Below are 24,255 nucleotides of genomic sequence, written 5' to 3'. Positions count from 1 at the left end.
ACGACGGCGAGTCTGCTTTCGCCTCAGACCGGGCTGGGCGGCGGATCCCCGCTGCCGGCGAGTGACGAGGCTGGCGTAGTTGCCGGGCACTGGCATGGCCCATCACCGCTCCGGTTCGGCGGGAGCTTTCCCGTGGCGAGGATGCTTCTGGATCCGGCCCGGCTCCTTGATCAACGGAAGCATGGGCTCCACGAACTTAGGTCTGCGGTTGGCGGGCTAAGGCTGACGTTGCAGCGCGCAGGAGCGAGGCCGAGCCGCTTCCGTCGGCTTCACGGACGACCGTACTCGGCCTGCAGTTCGCTCGGATGAATCCGGTAGCGGCGTGCGTCGCGCACCGTGTAGCCATGACCACGACATCGGCGCGCCGGACCCACTGTCGCAATTGCTTGCTGCCAACGTGATCATGGCTGCTGGTGACGTTTACCTGGGGTGTGACGGCGTTGAGGGTGGCGGAAACCCGGTCGAGGACCTTTTCATCGAGTGAGTATAGGAGCAGGTCCTGAGCCACCACTGCTGACCATGCTTCTGCCGCTGGCTCCGCCGCAAGTTCAGGCCACGGAAGTTCAACGGCAATTTCGGCACTCAGTTGAGCGGCAAAAGCGGCCTGATCTGGGTCCAGACGGCTGCTGTGATCGCTCAGCGGTCCCAGCAGGCGGTAACCCAGCCTAAGCCGGGCGTCGGAGTCTGGACACGCGGACCGTGTGACGAGGTCGACGAGGTCGAGAACGACTGGGGCACGATCGGGGCCGGCCCATCGCGGTGCATCAGCCGTCAGGTCGTCCAGGAGGTGTGCGTACATGGCGGCGTCCGGTGCCGACCGAAGGACGATTTCTGTGAGAGCGACGACGCCGGCCAAATCACCGGGACTGAAACGGTCATGGGTGAGCGCGTTGAGGAGAAACTCGCGTGCTGATTTCGCTGCTGGAGTCAGGTAGCGGTCTGAATCGACAAATGGACCAACGAGCGACCAGATCCGGTCCGCCGCCGCATCGTCGAGTTGGCCGAGGACGGAGGCGATCTGGTCGTCGTCCTCGGCTGCTTGTGGCCATTGGCGCCACTGCTCGTCGGCAAGGACGTCAGCAAGGTCTGACTCGACTGCGACGGCTTGTGCCAATTGAAGCCACGACGCCGGTGCGGCCGGTGGGCTGGGAATGCTTCCGTTCAGTTCTGCAACATCGCCTCCGCCGCTGGATTGCTGGCGGGTGCTGCGGTATTCGGCGGCCAGTTCGGGTGCCAGCCGTTCGACCGCTGCGAGGACATGGGGCTGGTCGCGTAGGAGGTCTGTGATGGGTGTGCTGTTCACGACGACCGCAGCTAGCGCGAGGACAGCGAGCGCTTCGGGGCTCAGTTCGGAGAGTTCGCCGTCCATCAGGGCGGGGACGAGTGATCCGGCCTCGATGAGGCGCGTCCGCGCAAGGTCGAGGTCGCCGTTCGCTAGGGGTTCCGCGAGTGCGGTGGCAAAGATCGCTGCGAGAATGGCATCGCGTACAGGGGCGGGTGGGCGTGTCGTGGCGACATCTGGCAGCTCTGCGAGCCGGAGCAGTTCGCTGTTTCGGCCGAGGCGGGATAAGCGCTTGATTCGTAGGTGAGCGACGTTTGTGGCGCTGAGCCCGCCGGTGGCCGAGAGTTGGTCGAGGATCCTTGCTGAGGCGGAGTTGTCGCCTGCGGCCATGGCGATGTCGAACTGGCTGAGCAGCCGGCCGACGGGAGTCGGCGTATGCCAGGACCGTCGTGGGCGTGCCCGTATGGCTTGCTGGAGTAGCCGCACGGCGTCCCACATGTCTTTCTCTTTCGAGCGTGGGCTCGCGATGACGAAGATCGAGCTGTGGCCGGCGAATTCAAGGACAGCCCGATCTATCGGGTCATTCGGGTTGAGGCGTGCGGGCAGTCCGTGAAATCTGGCGAAGCTGGTGCCGATGAACGCCTGGAGTAGCTCACCGACAGTGGCCGCATGTCGTTCATCGTGGGGGATGACGTATGCCACCCATTGCCGGGTCTCGGGGTCCTGGCGCGGCAGGATGATGGGGACGTCAGATGCCTCGTGGAGAACTTGAAGGTAGGGGACGAGGCGTCGTCCGACGGGGGAGCCCGGATCGCGGTCCGGCCACACAGGATTGCCTGGGCCGAAGAACGCTTCGATGAGTTGGTCCGCTCGCTTGGCGTGGCTGCTCTCGGCGCGATGCCCGGTCATTCGAGCCCTCCAAAGCGGTGCCGGAAGTCGAGGCGGGCGGTAGCGGCAGCTTCGGTGCTCACCTTGTACGTGACGGCTTCGTCGTTGATCTGCATGCCGCGAAGGGTGAGGTTCATGGACCCGGTGAGGAGCCAATCGTCTCCGCAGAAGGTCTTCTCATGGACGTCTTCGTGTTGCTTGATCTGCAGGTTCTCGCCGTTGGCGCTGCGGCGAAGGCGGTCCAAGAATGTCGAGTTGTGTCGGTCGGGACGCGAGACGACTGTCACCCGGGCCTGGTTGTAGGTAAGTAGGGAAAGGACTTCGGAAAGGGTGTAGATCCGGTTCGAGGGGTCGACGAACACGCTGTCGAAGCTGCCGCTGGTGTTGTCGATGGTCGGTACGTCGCTGATCCAAGGAGACACGAGCCAGAGTTGGCTGCTCGGTGCCACCAGTTCAGCGGTGAGCACGGTTGCCAGCACTGTGTCGATGCGAAGGCCGGTCGCTCGGCCGGTCCGGACCACTCGTTCCAACATCACTGTGTAGCCTCACGAACTTCGATCGTCGCGCGTAGGTTGTCGCCGTCACGTGTGATGGTGCGGACGTCGCCGTAGACCCGCAGCACGTCGCGATCGACGGCGACCGCCGGCACGGTCCTGAGGGCTGTGCTGAAGGCTCGCATCCGCTGTGCCGGGGCGACGAGCACGACGGCGCCGCGGTCGCGTACTGCTGTCCGGTAGTTGTCGAGCCAGTCGGCGTCGTCGACGTTGACCACAGGCAGCCGTTCGTCGTGTGCTGCCTGCGCCAAGAGCCGGTCGAGGATCGGCGTGGGGGCGTAGGGCTGATAGTGCTGCAGGTGTTGGACTCGCGCCTTGTTGCCCCGGGGCCACAGCAAGCTGAACACCTGGTCCGGTGAAAGGTTGGTATTGCCGGCATTCGGCACGGCGACTTGTCCGCTGCCGATGAGATAGGCGAACACTGCTGCCTCGACTTCGAAGCCGAGGCGTTGCTGGAGGGCGTCCCAGGCGTGGACGAGTCCGAGCACTGTGACGTCGGTGGCGTTGGTAGTTCCTGGTCTTAGCAGGCGGTTGGAGAGCGCTGCCATGGCTTGATGGCGTGGGTGGCCGGTGAGTTTCGCCCATGCTGATCGAAGTTGTTGGAGCGCGCTCTCGGCGGCATGTGCCGAGCGCGGGTCCCGGAGCGTGGACATTGCCTGCGCGGCCGTCCCTGACGGCTGGGACACGACATGGTCGAGCAGTTGCACGACAGTGGTGTGAACGTAGTCGTGGTCGCTGGGGCCCAACGCGCTGTCGACGAGGTTCCAGAAGCGGCGCGGATTCTCGGCATAGTAGTGCGTCAGTTGCTCGATGATTCCGATACCGCCCAGCGACGTTTCGCTCAGCCAGACCGCGGCGGGGCCGCCGGTCCCAGGCGGCGAAACGACGTCGACGATCAGGTCGCGGTCTTGAGCGTCGGGGCACGCGCGTTGGGCAGCGGCCAGAATCGCGGCTGCCACGGTCTCGCGGTACGTCCGTTGGGCGAGGTCTTTCGTGAGGCTTACGACTTGATCGGTCCAGAGCAGCCGTGCGTGGCGGTCGAGGCAGTCGGTGAGCCGCGCATCGTTGCTGAGTTCAGTCAGACCGGCGACGAGCCGTTCAGGTGCGGCGGTCGCGGCGGATCCGGCGTCGCGGTACAGGGCCCGCAGGATCTGTTGGACGTCGTTGCGCCAAGCGCCACGACTCAATCGGGCGTGAAGGCGATCGCCGGAGGTCGCGTTGTTGGGCTCAGTGGCGGCCAGGGCATATGCGGCCGTATACACGGTGGTCAGCCAGTTCCGCTGGAATGAATTCGCTACACCGTCGAGCGCCGGGTCCTCCGCGACGGCGGTGGCGAACGCCAGCGATCGCCACTCTGGCGATTTCAAGTGTTCGGCGACGGTCGGCCGAGTGAGGTCAAGCGGCGCGAGGTCGAACCGGACTGCGTCGACGTTCAGGCGGAAACCCAGCGCGGCCGGCTGGCCGTCCACGCTGTAGCGGACGCTGCTGGCGACGGTGCCGGCGGTGCCGCGGTCATAGGTCGTTTCGCATTCGGCCCCGAGCGACATACGGCGGACCTCGGCCGGGTTCCCGGCGGCGCTCGTGGCGAAACCAACGGCGGTAATGCGGTCGGTCCAGTTGGACGGCTTGGGGATGTCCGCCATGTAGAGGCCGCTGCTGGGTTCAAGGATCTCTGACGCCCACACCGGAATGCCTTGCGACCGATCGGCGACCTCATCGGGTGGCTGCTGCAGAGCGACGACGTGGGGACGGAAGACCTGAACCGGCTGGTGTCCCATCGGTGACCATGTGCCCTGTGGCGTATAGGTCTCGACGAAACTGTCGATCTCTAGAGCGCCGTTGGCCTGGACGGCTGGCAGCGCCAGCCACGTGCGGTGATTGCTGCGGCGGTGGCCATAGCGGCGGCTGACACGTCCTGGCACTGCCTCGCGGAGCGCCCGCTCGATGGGAAGGGCTTCCCAATCCTCCGCAAATGGCAGCCGAAGGTTGACCTCCGGCACATTGAGCGGCTCGTACAAGGCCGTGGTGAGGAACTCGGGAAGCAGGCTTCCGGGATGCGCGCCTGGGTCCGGATCGACGGGTCGCCACCCGGACCGCAGCCGGCGCAGGGCCGTGGGCACCACGCCGAGCAGGAGGGCACGCGGCTGCTCCCAGAGCAACGCCTGAGCCTCATCGGCGCTGATATCCAGGGCGCGGCGCAGGTGGACGATCAGGCTGTCCTGCAGCATTGGGTCGATGATGAGTTTTTCCAGCAAATCGGCGAGTGCCTGCACCTGCGCTGGAGATGGCGGGCGAGCGGTCGGGCGTGGCGCGGACAGCAGCCGGCGTGGGTCGATCCGGTTGTCCCGTAGCGTCGTAGATAGCCAGTCCAGCAACGCCTGCGCACCTTGGATCTTAAGTACGAAGCGGTTGCGGACCGGTAGGCGGCGCGCGGTCAACTCGGGCGAGAACAGGGAGTCGTAAGCCTGGTAAGCCAGCCTGTCGCGGCCGTAGTCCGACAGGGTGATGACGGTCCAGGGGCGGGTCCCTCGGCGACGTCCGGCGCGACCGCGGCGTTGAATGAAGGCCGCCGCGTCGTGTGGCGCCTTGTGCTGAAGGACCAGCCCGACCCGGTCGTCGTCGTAGCCCACCTCGAGCGACGCCGTCGCAACGATGAGGTCAGCTTCGTCGTCGACACCGACGTCCTGGGAAGAGGTACGTCCCACGGCGAGGTCCCCGACGACCGCGTTCGGGTCCAGGTCACGTCCGATCTGGCGTACCAGGTCCCAGGATTGGCCGTCGGCAAATCGTTCGGCTCTGAACGGCGCCTCGGGTGAGCGGAGCCCGGCGAGGACGCGTCCGGGCCGCCCACGGCTTGTACGCCCGCCCTCGGCGTCACGCAGGTCATCGTAGAACCGGTTCGTCACGTCCAGATCATCGGTAAACAGGAAGCCACGCGAGCCGTGCAGCGTCTCGCGGCCGCGTAGGTCGAGGGTCCGGCCGTACAGCATGGCGGTCTGAATCGATGTCGACAGTTGGCTCGCGCCGGAAACCGGGTCGGCGCGCAGCGCAATGGCGTACTCCCGGCCTTCTTCCTCAAGGTCCTGCGGCTGCGGCGTGACATAGTCCACCGACGCATCCGACAGGCCTGTGAGCTGTGCGAAGAATGCAGCGGCGTCGCGCAGGGTGGCGCTCAGGCCGACGAAGGTCACCGGGCTTCGCACGGCGTGGCGCCATCGCCGGAGTACGAGTCCCACCTGGGCGCCGTGCATGCCGGTGTAGGTGTGAGCCTCGTCTAGGAGCACCAGCGAAGGCCGGCGCGGGCCGCGCCAGCCGAGGAGTTGGCCGAGCCCAGGGTCGGTGGCGTTGCGGTTGAGCATCTCTGTCGTGGTGAATAGAAGGTCCGGTGGATTGTCGCGTAGCGAGTCACGGGTCAGAACGACATCGTCGATGACAAGCCCACAGGTGGCCTGGGTGCAGTGCAGGCGATCCCGGTTCTCGTTCTGATCTTGGCGAGACCAGATCAGTTCCTGGCGGCACTGGGGACACGACAGGTAGGGGCACACGACATCGGCGCCGCGGTTGCGCCACGCACGGGTCAGGTGAGATGTCTGTGCGCGTAGACGCTGGGCGTTGTGCGGCGTGTCGCCGTACAACACTCCGATCCTGAGCCGGCGGCTTGTTCCGCTGCCGGCCTCACCATTCACCCGCAATGAGGCGGCGACCGCCTCCCGCAATTGGTCACGCAGCAGCTCGATCCGAGGGTAAAGAGCCAGCGTGTGCACGCCGGTTCTGCCCGTCCGTATGTACGCGGCCATGGCGGCGAACGCGGGGAGGTAGAAACCCAGCGTTTTGCCGCTGCCGGTGCCGGCACCGACGATGACGCCCGCGCTCTGGCGCGCATTCAGCGCCGTGGTGATCGCTCGCGTCGCGTCCACCTGGAACCTCGCGACAGTGCGATGGCTGAGCAACGCTCGTGCGGTTGACGCATGACCAGCCGTCCAAGCCTCGGTGTGGGCGAGTTCCTGCAGGGCGTCCTCGATGAGGACGTCGCGCTTAGGGTAGCGACGCCGTGCTGTGTGGAGGCGGTAGTCGGCGACGAGTGTTCTGCCTTGCTCCCACCAACGCGCTGGGGGCGACGTGAGGTCGCGGGGGCCGAAAAGCTGTCGCAGTCGGGTGGTGAGACGCACGGTCTCGCCCATTCGTGTGCGGTAGCGGGGTGGTGAGGTCGCCGGGATGCGGATCAGCAGTGCGCCATCGAGGAGGGCCGTGAGGACGTCATCGGGGTCCACGTTTGCCGAGGTCGGGGACTGCAGGAGTTGCTCATTGATCGTCTCGAGCACCTCCTCGTGCGAGAGGGTGCCCGTGGTCACGCCCCAGGCCAGGAGGGGCAGTTCGAGATCCTCCAGATCATCGAGGACGCCAGACAGGAAGCGTCCGTCGAGTCCCTGAGTCACAAACCCCTCCTATGGAGTTCAATCTGGTCGGCGAGACCGTACTCCCGCAGCATCGCGATCTCTGCATCGGAGACTCGATCGAGCGACACCCGTCGGCCAAGGCGAAACAGTAACGCCTCAAGCTCTGGCTCGGGTTCCCGCAGGTCGCTCAGCGACTCCTTCAGGCCGGCATGTGTCGTCACGAAGGAGGAGATCTCCCGTACGTGAGGCACTTCGATCTTGCCTAGTCGCTTCAGTTCGCTGAACGACGTCTGCTGGTCGCGCTGGGCGGCAGCGGGCAACACTGCCAAACGCTGAATTGGGAGTTCGGCCAACCGCTCGCTGGTCCACCTCAGCCACGCCTCTGTCAGCGTGGCCTGCACCCGCTCAAGGACGCCCTCTACCTTCTGCCGGGCTGCGGTGATGGCGCGAACTGATGGCAGCCCGTCCGCAGCAAGCTGCGCGAATCTCTCGCGTCCCTCATCGACCTGACCCACCGGCACGTCGGCGCCTTGTTCCTGCAGAGCGCGACCCGCTTCAAGCAACCGGCGCAGTTGCTCAAGCGCGCTGCCGAGTCCATCCGCCTGTGTGAAAACCCGCTTGGCGTTGTCTTCCGCGACAGACCCTTCGCGTAGCCGGTTCGCCTCAGCCGTGAGCGCCCTCGCCTTGTCTAGTACAGACATCGTCTTCATGGCCCCACCTCTGTCCACCGCCGCAGAACTTCCTGAACCCGTAGCGCCGCCGACTCGCCAGAACCGCCGGTTTTCAACCTGGCCTGGTCCAGCCGCTCGGTCAACCAAGCGTTACCAGCGACGAGGAAGCGTTCAATCGCGGCCAGGTCCGCCCCTCGGTCTGCCGCGCATGCCACCACGATGGCGCGGGACCGGCTGTCGTCGTCCTCGGCAGCCGCGACGCGCGCTATGTCACGCTCCAGCCGTTCGATGCATTTCCAGTCGCGTTGCCGAACGTCAGCCAGCAAGGATCGGAATGATGGCAGGTCCACAGGGCCAAGGCCCTCGTCGACCGCGGCACGAAGAGCCTGGTCAACCGCCAGCACCGTCTCGGCGCCGCTGACTCCTGCGGGTAGCAGAGCGCGAACCTTCTCGAGGGTGTGCTGCAGCTCGGCAAACTGTGCATCGGCCACGACAGCGAACTGATTGAGTCCGGACACTGCCTTGGTGGCCCATGGGGGAAGCTTGTCGGGGCGCTCCCAGGCCCACTCTTGGGCTGCCTCACCAACCAAGGGCAAGGCCCGTGTGCCGTCGACGATGCGGACGTTGCCTCGCACCCCTCGCGTGAAGCCCACGCTGTCTCGTAGCCTGGCGACCAGTTCGCCACGGCCGCTGCGGTGAGCCTCCCAGAGCCGATTCCATTGCGGTGTGCGGCTCAGTCCATCCGCTCGTTCCCACCCGCTACCGTCGGCAAGCGCCGCGTTCAGCAATTCTGTGTCCCTCATGCCCGGCCAGGCGTGGCCGGCAAGCGCGGCGCCCAGCAAAGAGGCGCGGAACCCGAGGATGAGTTCCCGGTTTGAGAAGCCACGGTGGCGTTGTACGGCACGCTGGAGGTCGGGTTGGTGATGCTCCGCGATCTCGTGGAGGCGTCGTATTGCCGCCGCGTTACCTGCCACACCCTCGCTCGCCAGGAGTAACTGTCGGAAGAATGTGGCGTTGCTCGGATTGCGCTTAAACCGAATCGGGGCGTCTGCCGTTCCCGGCAACCGCTCGCTCGCTGCACCTTCGATCGACACGACGGTGGAGTTCGATGGCCACGCCCTGTCGAGTTCAGCAGACTGAGGGTCCGCCACTACCGGATCGATCCACATGCATCTGTTGATCACGGCCTGTCTGATCGTCCCTCGAAGGTGAGCAGCGGTAGTTTGCGGCAGTTGGCTGTGTCGTCCCTGCCATTCTTCGACATGATCGATCATCATGGCTAGGGCGCGAGGTAGTTCTTGCGCGTTGGCGCTGGCCGGCTTCCTCCTCCCGGAGGTGGTGTCCTCCGTTGTGCGTGTCGTTGTCTGGCCGGGTCCGCTGGCGACATCGTTGAGATCGAGAAGGCCAATGCCGAACGCGGCGTGCACCGCCGGGTCAAGGTTGGTTATTTGGTCTGGGGCGTCGCCCCAGAACTCAAGGAAGGTTTTTCGGCGGGTAGCGTCGGCGTGGTCGCGTTCCTCGATCTCCCGTTGCACTGCGCCGAGCATGTAATCCTCACCAGCAGGAGTGCGGTAGTCCTCGCTGAAGCGTTGATCCGGGAAGGATCCATCACGGAGGGCATGAGCGTGATCGACCAGGACGGGCCGGATGACCTCGCCGATCACTGCCCGTGGGTTGAACGAATCGGGATTGTTGTGTGCCGGTCGCGCTCGGATGGCCCGTCGCAGAGTCGGCCAGTTGAACGGGTAGAGCCCATGCCCGTCGACCGACGCGCCGAAGGTGGAATGGCATGTCTCTTGGAACTCGCACGTGACGCATCGGTTGGGCACGTCTGCGCCGTTCGCGATATTGGCATTGTCCAAGGCCTCTCGGCCGACGCGCGCGGCGTTGAGGTACCGGCCGGCGAAAGCCGTGATGTCAGATCGGCCCTGCTCGCCGGTGTCGAACCCAGCGTCCAGGTCGTAGAGGTACGGCGTAGCCGCCTTCGCGCGGGTGAGCACCGTCTCGGCCAGCCGCGCGAAATAGCCGGTAGTCACGGCCATTAGCGTCCGGACAGGAGCCAGTTCGGCCTTGCCACTGCGCACCCCCGCCTCGATCAGGGCGTCGAGCAGGTCACGCTGAACGCCTTGGAGGACGACGAAGTCCTCGATCAGTAGGACGATTTCTTTGCCCTGGGCGGCGTACTGGCGGCGAATCTCCAACATTGCTTGCTGTAGGCGGCCACCGCCCATGTTCCAGGCGGCGGTGACGGCGACCGGCAACTGCTCGGTGAGGATGTCGATCGCGGCGGTTTGCAGTTCCGGCCTGTTCGTGATGAGACTCAGCAGGCGTCTTGCTTTGTCGGATGCCTTGTTGACGTCGGCGATGTCTAGTGGCAGGTCGGTGATCGAGAAGGCGGTCGGTCGATCGTCCTCGCCATCCCGTCGGTCGGAGAGGAGGCTGGCGGCAAGCCTCGGGATCAGCTTTCCCTTCTGCAGCAGGTGGTCGCGGACATGGGGGTCAAGCAGGAGAAGAGCGAGATTGCCTGGCCCGGCGAGGACGCGTCCTTGGCCTGGTCTGGCGTCAGCGACCGCAACGGCCTCGGACAGCTCGTTGATGAGGCGGCGTTCCAGACTTTCGACGTCCAGTTCCGAGCTCATGCGGTCGACGTCGGCGCGTAGTTGCGCCAATTCAGGGCTTTCGACTCCGGGTTGATCGAGCAGTGTCCGGACGACGGCCCGCAGGCTTGTGCTGGTCTTCGGCAGGTAGATCACCACCCGCTTGTCGGTCGACGGCGTCAACTCGTGCACCCAGCGGACCAGATGCGATTTTCCGGTTCCGGACTCGCCGGTCACGGGCATCAACAGGACCCCGTTCGGGGCGTCCCGCTCCAGGAAGTCGCGCCGTACGTCCTCCTCGGTGACTGCCGTGCCGGGGTCGTCGGTTTTGGCCTCGGGGTGTCGGCGCCTGATGCGCAGTGGTGCATGGGTGGCGAAGAAGACGGACGGTGACGGGCTGACGGCTTCTGTGCTGATGGTCGTCGCGGCCTCGATCGGTGACCAGCAGAGGAACTGGCGGAACTCAGCCATCGAGTGGCTCCAGGATGTCAAGGTGGGTGATCCGGTGCGTCCCGTTAGCCCGGTCGGGATCGACGAGCAACACCTCGTCGTCGGCGTCGGAGCGGCGGTCGAACTTGAGCCAGCCTCGCTCCTCGCCGCAGAAGAGTGCGAATGATAAGGCGGAGGACACGTCTATCGAGGTTTCCTTGAGGTCGAGCGCGAGGCTGTAGCGGCCGCCAGGTAGGACAGGGAGAACCTCAAGGAGAGCGGCGATTGCGTCTCGTGCTGCCAGTCGCGCGCCCGCTGGCCAGAGCATCCGAGCCGCACGCTGGACAGCGAGCGCGCAATCGGGTTGGAGCGTCAGCTTGGTGGGCGTTTGCAGGAGCGGGCCGGTCGCGAAACCGAGGGCTTTGGCCCAGTAACCGAATCGGTTCCGGCGGACGTCGTTGAAGTTGGGGTCGCTGATGTGTTCTGGGAGAGTCCTGCGCAGCAGGTCGGCCATGGCGTCCTCGTCGACTGGCGTGAACGCGTCGAGGGTGAGGAAACATGCCAATGCTCTGACCAGGTCCTTGGGGCCCTGGTCGCCTTCGTGGGCGATTCCTTCATTGCGGTGAGACTCAAGGACACGTGTGCGCAGCAGATCGGCGTACCCGGGGTAGTCATCTGGGGACTTCAGTCGGTCGTCGTCTTGCAAAGTGAGGCGATCGTTTTCTACCGCGATCAGGTTCAGATCCTGAAGCGTTTTGACCGCGTTGTCGAAGGTCTTGTCGGCGTCGGCCTTGTCAGGTGGCAGCAGGCTGCCTGGCCTCAGCGCGGCTCGTACAGCGTCGTGGGTTTGGCGCCGGCCAGGCGCCGATGCTAGGTGCCTGGCAACCACCCACATGGCAGTGGGAAAGGACGCAGGCTCGTTCAACAGCGTCATGTCACAGCGCTCCAAGGGCGGTCTCGAGCGAGAGTGAAGCGTCGCACATCTGCCGCAGACTAATGGTCGACCGTTCGGGATCGGGCAGGTCCTGGGGATGCACGAGGTAGGTCGGAACGTCGTCCTGCAGGCGCAGACGTATGGCGGTCGGCAGGGCGGGCGAGTCGTCGGCGACCCAGACTAGCGGCCCGGGGAAGGATTCGGTGAGGTTGCCGTCGTGGTCCACGATGACCGGGTGGGGCCACGCTTCGCGCTGTACGCGGTTTGCTAAACGCGCGGTTATTCCGGGGCCAGCAAGCACTGCCAGACCGCGCCGCGTGAGCTGTGACAGCAGTTCGGGCAGAAGATCATCGCGTGCAGCTGGCGTCCGCCACCAAATGCTCAACCATGGATGGTCACCGCGGATCAGCGCGAGGGGATCACGGCCTCCCTTCCAGTGAGGAACTGCGGGATGGGGTTCTCCGCCGTCGCGGTAAAGAGGATCGTCGCCTCGTATGTCGGGCCATCGCCGGCAGTGAGGGCATCCTCGACAGGTCACCGCGGTGCCCAACAGCCCGCCTCGCCATGGGATGCGGTAGTAGTCGCCGAGGACGTCGCCGACGCAGCGGTCACCCTTTACCAAGGCCTGCAGGCGGTCGAGCGCAGCGGTTTGCTGCTGCGCGACAAGTGCCCGTTGTGTGCCGAAGGCTCGCCCCCAATGTGTTCGGTTATTTGTCTGACCATCCTGCAGCCGGAAGACGACCCGGGCATCGAGGCCGCTGAAGTACTGGTCCAGTCTGGTCTGCCACAGGCCATCGGGCTCGTCCGGTAGCCGTTCAGGGGCTTGTGATTCTTCACGGGTGATGAGGCCGGCGCGTGACATCAGGTTCAAGGTGCGGACGTTCCACTGGCGGTTGTGCCGTGACTCGGCGAGGACGTGCGGCGGAACCGCGTCGAGACTTGTCTCGTGGCGGCCGTCTCCGAGGTCAGAAGCGGCTCGAGACATGGTGCGCCACCGGTCCCAGCCTTTCTCGGGGCTGATGACGATGGAGGCGTTGAGCCGCTTCGCCGTCTCGTCGTCGCCGGGTGCGATGGTCAGGTAGACGGCTGCGGGGCGGCCGTCGCGCCCGCTGCGCCCTACTTCTTGGTAGTACCGGTCCAGGGTTTCGGGCAGGCAGGCGTGCACAACGCTGCGCACATTGGACATGTCCAGCCCGAGGCCGAAGGCTGACGTCCCGACGACGATGTCGTGTTCGGTGGGCGCCGCTTTGCCTTCGTCGTTTTCTCCGCGCCATCCCATCACGGCGGCTCTGCGTTCGGCATCGGACATGTCGCCCGTGACCTCCGCGACGCGAAGGAGCCCGGCAGTCTTGAGCCGGCGAGTCCACTCCCGCGCATCTCTCTTCAGCGACGTGTACAGGATCAGCGGGCGCGGCAGGGTGCTGACCGCTTGCAAAACTGCGGCGCACCGGTCGGCTTCGGTTCTGAAGCGTTCGACGAAGTAGGACGGTTCGCTGCGTGTTCGCGACGCCCAAACCAACTCGACGCGGCCCGGTGAACTGAACAACTCCACCAGCGTCTGGATCTGGTGTTCGGTCAGCGTGGCGCTCATGGCCAATGTGATCAACTCACGGCCAGGCGGTGCGATGGCGAGCCAGGAGCGACGCTGCCCGCTCATCGCCTGAAACTCTGGACGGAATTCATTGCCCCACTGCTCGACCAGGTGCGCCTCGTCGATGATCAGGTGAGTGAGGTAGCCCTGCCGTGTCGCGTCGTCCAGTGCCTGGCTGAGCCCGGTGAGGATGGCTTCGGGAGCTGCGATGACGACGCGTTGGCGACCATCACGGATGTCCTTGCGGATGGCCTGTTTGACGTCTTCCGAAGTTCCGCCGGTGTAGGCATAGTGGCCGCTAGGACTTTGCTGCTCCCCGAGCGATGTGAGTAGCGCACGCAAACGACGTTCCATGTCCATGGCCAGTACGACCGTGGGGACCACGACGACTGCGACACCGCGCTGCCGTGTCGCGGGCAGGACGGCAGCCCACGCCACCTCAGTCTTTCCCTGGCCGGTCGGCAGACACACGATGGTCGTGCTGCCGGCCGGAGCCGTCACGATCGCGCGGGCCGCCTGCCGCTGTCCCAGTGAGGTGTAATGCTGAAAGCCGGTGCCGAGTGCCCGGCTCCAAAACGGATCCGCCGGATGAGCTGACCTAGGGGTGGCGTCCCCGCCGTAGACCTCGAGAACCTCCTGCTTGGCGGCGCCGTCCGACACAGGGGCGTCGGTGCGAGGATGCCAGATCCGTGCCGTCACCGAGAAGCCCGCAGCCACTGACAATGCCTCGCAGCCCACGTCCTCCCACTGTTGGCGGCTCGGGAGGGCTGGGCTGTTGGGCACCACGAGGGGCCAGTCGCCACCCTGGCGTGCCTCGTTCTCGAGCAGGATCTGACGGGTCAGCCCGACCACATCACGCCATCCTGCACCACCGGCGGTCAGGCCAACGAGCGCATCACGCAGCCGCGCACAGCTGCCCGAGGCAGGGAAGGTAGCTGGAACCTCGGGCCAGCTAGCCCAAAGCTCCTGAGCGGATGACCAGCCATCAGTTGCCATCTTGTGGCACCCCCAGTTCGCCGCCGGTCACGCAGGTCACGGCCATTAGCCGGACCTTCGGCTCCTTCAGCGCGTCGATGAGAGCAGCCGCCACGCGCACATCGGTGAGGTAACTATCAGTATCGGACAACAACCAGCCGGCGTTCCGGCGCGCCTCGGCTTGGGCGCGACGGACTGCCCATGCCCGACCTGCTTCATGCTGCGCCTGCTCCGCGCGCCGTACGAGCTGCGCGGAACGGGTCAACTCGTCGCGTGCGGTTGCTTCAGCGCTGCGGGCGGCCGTCGCCAGCCCTTCGATGTCGCCGAAGTATTGCCATAGAGCAGATATTCGCTCGTCATTGAGGTTGAGGTCGCCGCGATCCTGCGCGTACGGGGCTTCCAGCCACCGCAGGAGATCGGGATCCTGCACGGCCTGGTCTGCCTGCGACGGAAGCCAGATCCGCCGCATGATGGGCGGAAGGATGACGCTGGCCTGACGTCGGAGGGCGTGTGAAGCGTCCGCCGCGTCTCTGACGAGTTCTAGAGCCGGCTCGATGTCGGCCTCGACCAGGAAGTCGAAGCCGAAGTAGGAGCGGAGCTCTCGACCGCGGACGCCCGGACGCCAGAACACGCACGCTTGGCCGCGATCGTCGATCGCCACAACGTTCGCGAGCAGATCGACAAAGGGGTTACCCAGCCGGAAGAGCCGGGTGTTCGGTGTACGCAGAGCGGTGTTCCTGTTGAAGGTGCCTTGCATGGCTGCCGGTGGGACGGACCGTCCGGAGATGGCGAGGAGTCGCGGGGACACCAACGGGTTTGCACGGGCGCGTTCGAAGCGCATGACGTGCCGAATCGATCCCTCGGGTTGGACAGCAAACCGCAGCCCACCGGCTTCGGCGCCGGCGTAGAGCCGCATCGCCTTTTCGTGGGCGCCCCAGCGAACCTCGGTAGTGGTCATCGCCTCAGCGACGGTGAGGCCGAGCGAGCCCTCGTGCACGGCCTCGACAGTGTCCATCCCGTCGATCTCCCGACGCTCTTTCCTGAGGGCATCGGCGACCGTATCGGCCATCTCCAGCATCGCCGCCGGTCCATCCCGCAGGCCGGTCTCCCAGATTGTCGTGGTCAAACTATTGAGGGCGTATTGCAGCGCCGACACGGAGTCGTCGAAGATGCGTACCGCACTCGTGAGCAGCGTCGTCCAAGCGGCGGCGAAGGAGTTGTCGGCGTGGCCGCCAGGGGCGACGTACTGCATTGCTGCCCGGTGTCCGGCACCGAACGCGCCGGCGAACCGGTCTACTCGTCCCAGCCGTTGCTCACACTGGCTGGGTGACCACGGCAGCCGTAAGTGGATGACGGCATCGGCCTCTTGCAGATTGACGCCGTCCTCGGCGCTGTCGTCTGCAATGAGGAGGCCGCCCTCGGCCCGCCAGCGATCCACGTTCATTGCGCTCGCCGCAGCACCTCGACGATGGGTGTGCTCGGTGATCCGGACTCGCGCGTTCGGTGTCAGGACGTCGGCGATCAAGCCGGCCAGACTGCCTGCGCCGCAGAACATCACGGCGCGTTTGTGCTGTCCGAGCACCTGAAGGTAGTCACGCATGTCGGGCTCTGCGGCCTCGTTGTCGTCGAGTTTGCGCAGAAGGTCCTCGTCGTGAGGCAACACAGCCGCCGCAGCAAGCACCTCACGCTCGTGCTCGCTCAGGCCGGCGCGCCGAGCAGCCGCGTGGTCACGGTGGATGCGCCACCGGAGAGCGTCCTGCAGATCCCCGGAGAGACCGTCACTGCGCGACGACAGCACCGCCAGAACGAGTCCGTACGCTCCGGTGCGGTCGTCGGCGTTGTGGTCGAGCAGCCAGTGCGAGACGTGTTGCTGCCACGTCACCAGCGACTCGCTGACCAGTTCGTCATTGGCGGCGACGCTCAGTACGGTAGGTCGCTGCCGGCCAGTGACCTCGAAGGGCAGTGCGTCCACGGAGTCGTCGGCTGCCGACGTAAGGACGTTGTGCCGGCGGTGGCGGATGATTCTGCGATGCATGCGGTACGTCTCACTGATGTGGGCCCGCAAGGCATCGACGTGTGACCGGAGGTTCTCGCGCTCGCCTTCGTCGATCAGGTCGCCATCGGCAGTCAGCAGGTCCGAAACGCGACCGGCGAGATCGCGGAACGTTATGTCGCCGGGGAGGAGGTCCGAGATCTCCGCGATGGCGCTCGGAAGTAGAGGCTCGAAGTCCGCGTCGAGCGCGAAGACGGCGTTGGCCAGGACGCGCCGTGCCTGGAATCGCTGGGTGAACTGCGGCAGGTCCTCCCAGCGGTAGAGAATGGGATCGAGCAGGTGCAGCATGCCGAGGTGCGCCTGGGGCCGCGACATCGGCGGTGTAGCCGACAGGAGCAGCAACCGGGGCGTGGAGTGCGCCAACTGGGTCAGTTCCCGATATCGGGTTTCCGTTGGATCGGCCGCATCGGTCAGGCGATGTGCCTCGTCCACCACGACCAGGTCGAAGCCGTGGTATTCCTCCCACTTGTCTGGGGTCTCATGGCGAGTGATCTTTATCGTTGCTGCCGGGAAGTCCTCCGTGAAGAATTTTCCCTGCAGTTCGCGGCTCCATTGCTGCCGCAGCATGTCCGGCGCGAGGACGACGATCCGAGCGGTCGGCTGATCGAGGAGGCGCTGCCGGATGACCAGTCCAGCCTCGATGGTCTTCCCGAGGCCGACCTCGTCGGCCAAGAGGTATCGCTGCACAGGGTCGCTGAGCACGGTCAGCGCAGCTTGCACCTGATGCGGGTAAATTTCGATCGCCGCCGACAGCAGCGCGGGAAGGTCGGCGCAGGCGGCCCGTTGGGCCACGAGGCTGTTGAGCATCGGAAGCCGGGCGTCCCGAAAGTACGGCGACTCGTTGGCGCCCGCTGCGAGGACCTCGACCGGAGAGGCGATCGGCCTGTCCCAGCGCACCCGCAGATGCTGCTGTGGAACCTGGTAGTCGAGGTCCTTGTTGGGTAGGCGCACGAAGTAGACATCAGGTCCGCCGCCGATGATCCGGCCCGCCCGCCACCGTCCCGTGTCAGGGTCCTGCCAGTAGACCCTCGTCTGGGGTAGCAACTGCGCCAGACGGCATTCGTCGGCCGGGACCCAATAGCTCTGCGCGACCGGTGTCGCAATGGACTCGAAGGCATCAATTCGCACGTCGCCGCCACGACGTTCTCCCACACGCCCGATACCTGGAACGTGTGGGTGCTCAACGAATTGACCGGTCGGCAGCAGCATGATCGGACTGGTCCCCGTCCCTGCGCGCCGCCCTGCGGACGGATCGGCAACTAAACGCACCAACGCAGGGTATCGACTACCTCTGAGGTGGGGCAGCAGCAGCGGTGCCCACCTTGATCAGCCGAAAAGCCCAAAAAACCAACCTAACTCCTGAGATGGATGCACGGTCTTATCTAGGGCGCCCATCGCTTCCAGGCAAGCGCGGTTCGGACCCGGCGCGGCGCCGGTGCCCTCAGGGGCCACGACGCCGCTCTCCCACCACCGTCCGGCTGTCGGCCACGCCTGGCGGCCGTGGCTGCGACGTAGGGCCGACCGAATCCGCCTCAGCCCAGGGCGACATCCAAATTAGCCGCACGCCCTCAATGCTTCACTACCTATTCCGGTACCTGACCTGCAGGAAATCCGCGACGCGCTTGATGTCGCGAGGCGTGTTCTGGATGTCGTTCCACCTGCGAACGATGCCGTTGCCGAAGTCCCACTCACCGTCGGTCCAGCGGCAGTCATCGGCGATCGACTTGAGGTGGGCGGCGAACTCCTCAACCTCGACGATCCCGTCGCCCTCCTCACGCGCATGGCTAATGGCGTCCATGAGGTAGCCCATACTGATGATTCCGACGCCGTGCATGAGGCGCGACTTGCGGGGCGGCTTGCCCCACGCTTCGGGGAAGACCTGGCTGACTGCGGTCCAGAAATTGAACAGGACGGTCAACATATAGCCGGTGGTCGGCAGTGCCTCGTCGTTGCGGAACCGGTAGAGGGCGCCGTCGCTCAAACTGGTCTCCAGCATCCTCAAGACCGAGTTGTCCTTGATGACGCCGGACGGGTTGGTCGGGGTCTGGATCATCCGGTTGAGTGGAGACCGGGCGTCGAAGTTGAGCCCCTCGAGCAGGGTTGCCGGCAGTTGACGTACCCGCAGCGGAGTTGGCAGCGCGCCCGAGGCCCCGGGCAGGAGTTCGTGGATGAGCCCCTTCGGCAGCGCCTTGGTGGAGTTGACGAGGATGAACTGTGAGCGCTGATCTGCGGTCTCGTTCGTGATGAAGGCGCTGATGCTCAGTGGGAAAGCATCGACCCTGGCGTCGCGGATGGCGGCGCTGCGCTGCTGGCCATCCACAATGAAGCCGGGCTTGTCGTGATCAGGCCCTTCGGTGATCGGAATGATCAAAGTTCCGCTGCGCACGTAGCCGGGGCTGTCGGATCCCGTCTGGCCTGGCTCGAAGCGCACCCGTTCGTCGAACGCGATGACGATGGCGTTGGGGAGCAGGGGGCTGGCGTCGGTTTCGATGTATCGGCGGATCGCCGCGACATGGGCGAGGACCTCGGGCCGTTGGTAGCCGTGCAGCAGGGCGTCCTCGTCGCGGCGGATGCGGGAGACTGTAGCGATCTTGGGTACGAGCTTGCCGTCCATGGCGAAGGTGTAGAGAAGGCGCCCGCGGCCTTGCTGGATCTCCAAGGCGGGCAGGCGCAACTCCTGGGTGACGGCGGAGTCAGCGGACGCCTCGGTCCGGGTCTTGGTCACGCGGTTGTCCTTCCTCGTTGTGCGCGGAGACGCTGTTCGAACACGTATAGGTTGTGGAATCCGCGCCGTTTGTTGCGCTCGGAGCCCCGAAACACGACGATCTCGATCCCAACGGCGGCGCAGAGATCGCAACGACAGTCGCGCCACGGCCGGGCTGCCAACGTCGCACGGTACTGCTCGCTGCGGTCGGACTTGCCGCCGTCCCACAGCGCGCTGTAGGCGACCAGCGCCTCCAGCACCGGCTCGAGGTCAGTCTTGTCAGCGTCGTACTCGCGCAAAAGGGTGAGGGCGGTCCGCTCGAGGGCCATCGCCTCACCTTGGCTGATCTCGCCGGAGCGGATCCGGGCCTTGAGCTTCGCGTTGCCGTCCACCTGCGGAACGCGCAGGGCGACGTGGGTGCGGGTGGGGGTGTAGTAGTTGTCCCGGTCGTCCTTGAATGCCTGGCGGAACGGTGAGGTGCTGTCGAAGCTGGTGACGCCGTGGCTGGCGAACGTCGGCACGTCGTCGACGCGGCTCACACCGAGAAGGTGCAGTTGGGTGGAGTGCTCTCGGACCTGGTCGATCGATCGTAGGCAGGCGAGGATTTCATTGGTCTTCAGCGGCACCATGCCGCCGAGCGCGATGCGGGTGTAGCCGATGCGCTGCAGTTCAGCGATCGCGTCCGCGTAGGACTGCGGGCTCCAGCCCTGGGCGACGCCGACAGGGGCGAAGCTGACGTTGCGTGCGTCGCACCGATCCCAAAACTCCTGGGCCAAATCGAGGGTGATCTTCTGGCGGCGGACCCATTCCTGTGCCCTGGGATCGTCGCGTGACGTCGCGGGCTCGTACTGAAAGATCACGTGGTCGACGGCGATGCCGTAGTTGAAGCCGCATCCGTCGTAGAAGTCGATAACTTCATCAACGGTGTACGGCGGCCGCTCTTCGGCGACGTAGGAGAAGGCACCGCAGTCGCCCATGATCTCCAACGGGGTATGACCGTTGTCGAGCCGGAAAAACTTCGCGGCGCCTTCACGATAGAGGCGATGGCGTTGCGCCCCGGTGTACTTGCCCGTGGTACCGCTGGCCAGCCCGTCCACGATGGCCTTGGACACCAGCAGCCCGTCGAACGGCGCTTGGGTCAGGACCTCGTGCGCGTACAGGTCGTCGCGTTGCCGGACGCGGAACGGGTCCCGTTCTTCGGTGATGAAGTCGAAGCTCGGATCGACCTGGTCCTGGCTGTCAGGAAAGAAGAATTTCATCGCTGCTCCGCCTGGGCGTTGCGGTGCACCCGGATGAGGTAGTTGGACAGTGCCTGGATGTCGCGGGGGGTGTTCTCGACGTCGTTCCACCGCATGTTGAGCTCCTCCCAGGTGCCCGAGGTCCAGCGACAGTACGGGACAATCAACGCAAGGTGCTCGCGGATCAGGCGAGGCGCGTCCGCTCCGCGGGGATCGACGATGCCGAGCACCCGGTCCATGAGGCGGCCCATGGCGCGTATCCCTGCGCCGTGCATCAACCGGCTCTTGGCTGCCGGTTTCCCCCAGGCGTCGGGGAAGGTGTCACGCACGGCACCCCAGTAGGTGTAGAGGGCGTGCAGGATGCCGTCGAAGTCAGTCTCGTTGCGGCCCACGTCCCGATACGGGAACAGGCACCCGGCCGATGTCAAACTGTCTTTGATTAGTTCGACGAACCCTGTGTCGGTGATCACCGCGAGAGCGGTCTGTGACTTGTCCGTCGACGCCCGTTTGATCATCCCACGCAGCGGTGAGCGTTCGTCGGTGTTGAGCACGTCGCATAGCTCCGACGGAGCCCGGCGAATGGCCAGCCGTGTCGGCAGTGGGCTGTCGACCGCCGGGAGCAACTCGGTCACCAAGCCGCGTGGCAACGGCCGGGTGTTGTTGATGCGCAGGAACTGATCGCGTTGGACCTTCACGGCGTCGGCGACGAACGCGGTGATTGGGACGGGGAAGTCTTTGCGCCGTGTGCGGGACAGCGCCACCGCGCGTTGCTGCCCGTCGACGATCCACGCGGGTTTCGGCCGACCGTTTTCCGCCATGGGGATGGTGAGCGTGCCGGTAATGCCGAGCTCATCTCCCGGGAGCCGGTCGCCGCGGATCTTCTTGAAGTGCACTCTCGACGACAACGCCATGATGATCGGGTTGGGGAAGACCGCAGCGTCGCTGTTGAGGTACTCGATGATCTCCTGGATATGTTTGCGCACCTCAGGGCGTTGGTAGCCGATGAGCTTGCCGGCATGGTCACGACTGACCCGGGAGATGTCCGCGACCTGCAAAATCTCCTCGGCCCGGAGGGTGAAGACATAGAGGGGATATTCGGTGCTCTGCGCGATGCACAAGGCCCGACGGACCATGCTGCTGGGAGGCGGTGAGGCAGGCATCAGGGGCGCGCCCCCCATGCCATTACCTCGGCGAAGAGTTGCCCGAAGCGGGCCTGCTCACATGACCGTCCTGACAGGCGAAGGCGTCGCAGCAAGCCCGTCGCGGTGGCTGCCCGTTCGCCCGCATGCCCACGGATGAAGGCGCGCACCTCTTCGTCGGTAAGACGCTGTCCAGCGGTGCGAGTTGCGGGAACCGGCGTTGCCTGCGTTGTCTGTTCCACACGCTCGCGCAGTCGTTCGCGCCGTAGGTCGTGATCGTCATCGACCGACGAGCGCAGCAGGAACGCTGCGACGCGGGCGTTGAGCGATAGCAGGCTGCCGCCGAGGTGAGGTTGCAGCCTGGCGGTCACCGGTACGACGAGGTCTTCAAGGTCATTAGTGGATGGCCCGACAACGGATAGTTGCTGCGTGTCGTGCAACAGACTGGCCGCAACGGTGACGTCCGCGGCGCAGGCTCGCTGGTAGGCGTCAGAGAGCACCGCGATGATCGTGGCATGTGGATCACGACGCGCTAGGTCCGCGAATGACCGCGGTTGGTCTGCGTCAGGGCCAGGCCACTCGGTCAGCCTTGTCCACCAGTCGCGGGCGGCGGATTTATCCTCACCGACCGAATCGACCCCGCCCGAGGCGAACGTTGCCGCATACGGTCGGATCGCCGCCGATGCGGCGATGAGCCCGTAGCCTGCTGAGCAGACCCATAACGTCGCGGCCCGCGGTGCGATCTGGTCGGGCAGGGTCCGGGCAATCTGCCAATGCTCACCGGCGTACAGATCAACGGCAGGGAAACTGCTGGCAGAACTGGTCAACAGTCGGTCTGTCCAGGTGGCGAACCGCTGACCTGGACTACTTTCATGGAGGTTACCCACACGTAACCGGTCTGGCACTGTGTGTCGTTTCCGGTTGCTGCAGGTGACCACAACGTGCACGTTGGCCAGGCCGGAGTGACCGCTGCTAGCCATCGGTGGAGTCCCGAGCCGTCGCGGTCAGCGTCCAGGGGATCTGCGCGTAGGCGGCGTGGTTGTGGATGCTTTCGTCGTTGACCACGCGGATCCGATACTCGGCGATGCGGACGTCGTGGTCCAGTGCCCCGGCAACGGTGCGGATCATGTCCTCAACGAAGACGGGGTTGTCGTAGCCGGCCATGGTCACGTGGCGTTCGTCCGGACGTTTGAGTAGCGCGTACACCGGCGATGATCCAGCTGCCTCGGCGATGTCGATGAGGTGGTCGAACCACAGGCCGGTGGCGGGGGTGTGTGGGCGGGCGTCGATGGTGACCCAGCCGCGTTGGTTGTGGGCGCCTCGGTCGCTGATCGCTTTGCTGCACGGACACACGCTGGTGACCGGCACCTTCACGGCGAGCACCACCTCGTCCCCACGGTCGCTGGCGGCGGCGGTCAGGGTGCAGGTGTAGTCCATAAACGAGGCGATGCCGGTGACCGGGGCGAGGCGTTCCAGGAAGTACGGGAAGGTGAGAGCGACGCGGGCGGTGGCACAGCCCATGCGTTGGCGCAGGTCGTCGGCCATCAAGGTGACGGCTCGGCTGCTGAGTCGGTCGCGCCAGGTGTGCAGCACGTCGACGAAGCGGCTCAGGTGGGCGCCTTTGACGTGGTCGGCGAGGCTCACCGACATGGTGACTGTCGCGACGGTCTCGCGTTTGTTGCCACGCGCGTCGGAAATGAGCAGGGGATAGCGAAGGCCCTCGACACCGACCTCGTCGAGGGCGATGCCCCGAGTGTCCGGCAGGGCCTGAACGTCTTGCAAGCTTTCGCCCTTGATCTCACTGATCGTCATGCGTCGCCTCGGTAGACGCAGCCTGACGTGCAGGTTTCCCGGACGAGGATCTCTGACAGCGGCAGTTGATCGATGAGTCGTTCCCAGATCCAGCGGGCAAGGTTTTCGCTGGTGGGGTTGTCCAACCCGGGGACATCGTTGAGGTAGTAGTGGTCGAGTTGGTCGTGCAGTGGGCGGAACGCCTTCTTGATCTCGGCGAAGTCCATCACCCAACCCGTCGCCGGATCGACGTCCCCGCGGACGTGTACCTGCACTTTGTAGGAGTGGCCGTGGAGGCGGGCACACTTGTGCCCGTCGGGCACGCGAGGAAGCCGGTGGGCGGCCTCGAAGGTGAACTCGCGGTAAATCTCCATCAGGCTATTCCTAAATACTTGTGGGTCTGCAGGCTCAGTTGCCACTGCGGGTGAGCCAGGCAGTAGGCCACCGCCGCGCGGGTGTTGGCCTCCTGCTCTGGGCCGTCCATCGGCTGCAACCGCATGAACGTGAACGCGAGGTCCTCGAAAAGCTCAGGCATCGCGGCGGGCTGGGGATAGACGAGCTTCAGTTCATCGCCGGCGGTCAACACCAGATCAGCGCCGGCCTTGGGACTGACGCAGATCCAGTCGAGGCCAGCGGGCGCCGGTTTGGTGCCGTTAGTTTCCACCGCAACCTCGAAGCCCTCGGCGTGCAGCGCCGCCACGGCGTCATCGTCGAGTTGCAGCAACGGCTCCCCGCCGGTGCACACCACGTAGCGCTTGCTACGGGAGTGCGGCAGGCCCTGCCATGTCTTGGCCACCGCTGTCGCGAGGTCCGCGGCGCTGGCGAAACGGCCCCCGCCAGGCCCGTCAGTGCCGACGAAATCGGTGTCACAGAACTGGCAGATCGCGCGGTGCCGGTCGGTCTCGCGTCCGGTCCACAGGTTGCAGGACGCGAACCGGCAGAAGACCGCGGGTCGGCCAGCGTGGCTGCCTTCACCCTGCAGGGTGTAAAAGATCTCCTTGATCTTGTACAT

The 24,255-nt window shown here is 65.4% G+C and carries 15 protein-coding genes; all 15 read right to left on the bottom strand.

Annotation, left to right across the window (positions count from 1 at the left end):
* Nucleotides 1-196 precede the first annotated feature (196 nt).
* Complete coding sequence (locus tag CLT68_RS32745; protein WP_143743285.1) at nt 197-2,191, bottom strand: hypothetical protein; 1,995 nt, start codon at nt 2,189-2,191, stop codon at nt 197-199.
* A complete protein-coding gene (gene dpdK, locus CLT68_RS28235) occupies nt 2,188-2,703 on the bottom strand; it encodes a phospholipase D-like domain-containing protein DpdK (RefSeq protein ID WP_099855513.1) in 516 nt (171 codons plus the stop codon). The genes CLT68_RS32745 and dpdK overlap by 4 nt, the downstream gene beginning before the upstream one ends.
* Nucleotides 2,703-7,160: a protein DpdJ gene (dpdJ, locus tag CLT68_RS28230; RefSeq protein WP_099855511.1), complete on the bottom strand. Its 4,458-nt coding sequence runs from the start codon at nt 7,158-7,160 to the stop codon at nt 2,703-2,705. The genes dpdK and dpdJ overlap by 1 nt, the downstream gene beginning before the upstream one ends.
* On the bottom strand, nt 7,157-7,831 hold the full coding sequence (locus tag CLT68_RS28225; protein WP_099855509.1) for a hypothetical protein: 675 nt from the start codon (nt 7,829-7,831) through the stop codon (nt 7,157-7,159). The genes dpdJ and CLT68_RS28225 overlap by 4 nt, the downstream gene beginning before the upstream one ends.
* Nucleotides 7,828-10,860 (bottom strand): protein DpdH, encoded by a 3,033-nt coding sequence (gene dpdH / locus CLT68_RS28220; protein WP_099855507.1) that lies wholly within the window; start codon nt 10,858-10,860, stop codon nt 7,828-7,830. The genes CLT68_RS28225 and dpdH overlap by 4 nt, the downstream gene beginning before the upstream one ends.
* Nucleotides 10,853-11,752: a protein DpdG gene (dpdG, locus tag CLT68_RS32740; protein ID WP_143743284.1), complete on the bottom strand. Its 900-nt coding sequence runs from the start codon at nt 11,750-11,752 to the stop codon at nt 10,853-10,855. The genes dpdH and dpdG overlap by 8 nt, the downstream gene beginning before the upstream one ends.
* A gap of 1 nt (nt 11,753) precedes the next feature.
* A complete protein-coding gene (gene dpdF / locus CLT68_RS28205; RefSeq protein ID WP_099855499.1) occupies nt 11,754-14,339 on the bottom strand; it encodes a protein DpdF in 2,586 nt (861 codons plus the stop codon).
* Entirely contained in the window at nt 14,329-17,580 is a 3,252-nt protein-coding gene (dpdE, locus tag CLT68_RS28200) for a protein DpdE (RefSeq protein ID WP_486482356.1), read from the bottom strand. Before dpdE ends, dpdF begins: the two co-directional genes overlap by 11 nt.
* Before the next feature lie 370 nt (nt 17,581-17,950).
* Entirely contained in the window at nt 17,951-19,096 is a 1,146-nt protein-coding gene (gene dbpB / locus CLT68_RS28195) for a DGQHR domain-containing protein DpdB (RefSeq protein WP_099855496.1), read from the bottom strand.
* Nucleotides 19,093-20,334: a tRNA-guanine transglycosylase DpdA gene (gene dpdA / locus CLT68_RS28190; protein WP_099855494.1), complete on the bottom strand. Its 1,242-nt coding sequence runs from the start codon at nt 20,332-20,334 to the stop codon at nt 19,093-19,095. The genes dbpB (CLT68_RS28195) and dpdA overlap by 4 nt, the downstream gene beginning before the upstream one ends.
* A complete protein-coding gene (gene dbpB / locus CLT68_RS28185; protein ID WP_486482355.1) occupies nt 20,331-21,491 on the bottom strand; it encodes a DGQHR domain-containing protein in 1,161 nt (386 codons plus the stop codon). The genes dpdA and dbpB (CLT68_RS28185) overlap by 4 nt, the downstream gene beginning before the upstream one ends.
* Nucleotides 21,473-22,279 carry a hypothetical protein gene (locus tag CLT68_RS28180; protein WP_486482354.1) on the bottom strand — a complete coding sequence of 269 codons (807 nt, stop codon included), beginning with the start codon at nt 22,277-22,279 and terminating at the stop codon, nt 21,473-21,475. The genes dbpB (CLT68_RS28185) and CLT68_RS28180 overlap by 19 nt, the downstream gene beginning before the upstream one ends.
* A gap of 145 nt (nt 22,280-22,424) precedes the next feature.
* Nucleotides 22,425-23,264, bottom strand: a complete 840-nt coding sequence (gene folE2, locus CLT68_RS28175; protein ID WP_099855492.1) for a GTP cyclohydrolase FolE2 — start codon at nt 23,262-23,264, stop codon at nt 22,425-22,427.
* Entirely contained in the window at nt 23,261-23,617 is a 357-nt protein-coding gene (gene queD, locus CLT68_RS28170) for a 6-carboxytetrahydropterin synthase QueD (protein WP_099855491.1), read from the bottom strand. The genes folE2 and queD overlap by 4 nt, the downstream gene beginning before the upstream one ends.
* On the bottom strand, nt 23,617-24,255 hold the full coding sequence (queE, locus tag CLT68_RS28165; RefSeq protein ID WP_099855489.1) for a 7-carboxy-7-deazaguanine synthase: 639 nt from the start codon (nt 24,253-24,255) through the stop codon (nt 23,617-23,619). The genes queD and queE overlap by 1 nt, the downstream gene beginning before the upstream one ends.

It is taken from the genome of Micromonospora sp. CNZ299 (genome assembly GCF_002754415.1).
This window is presented reverse-complemented; position numbering and strand designations above follow the sequence as displayed.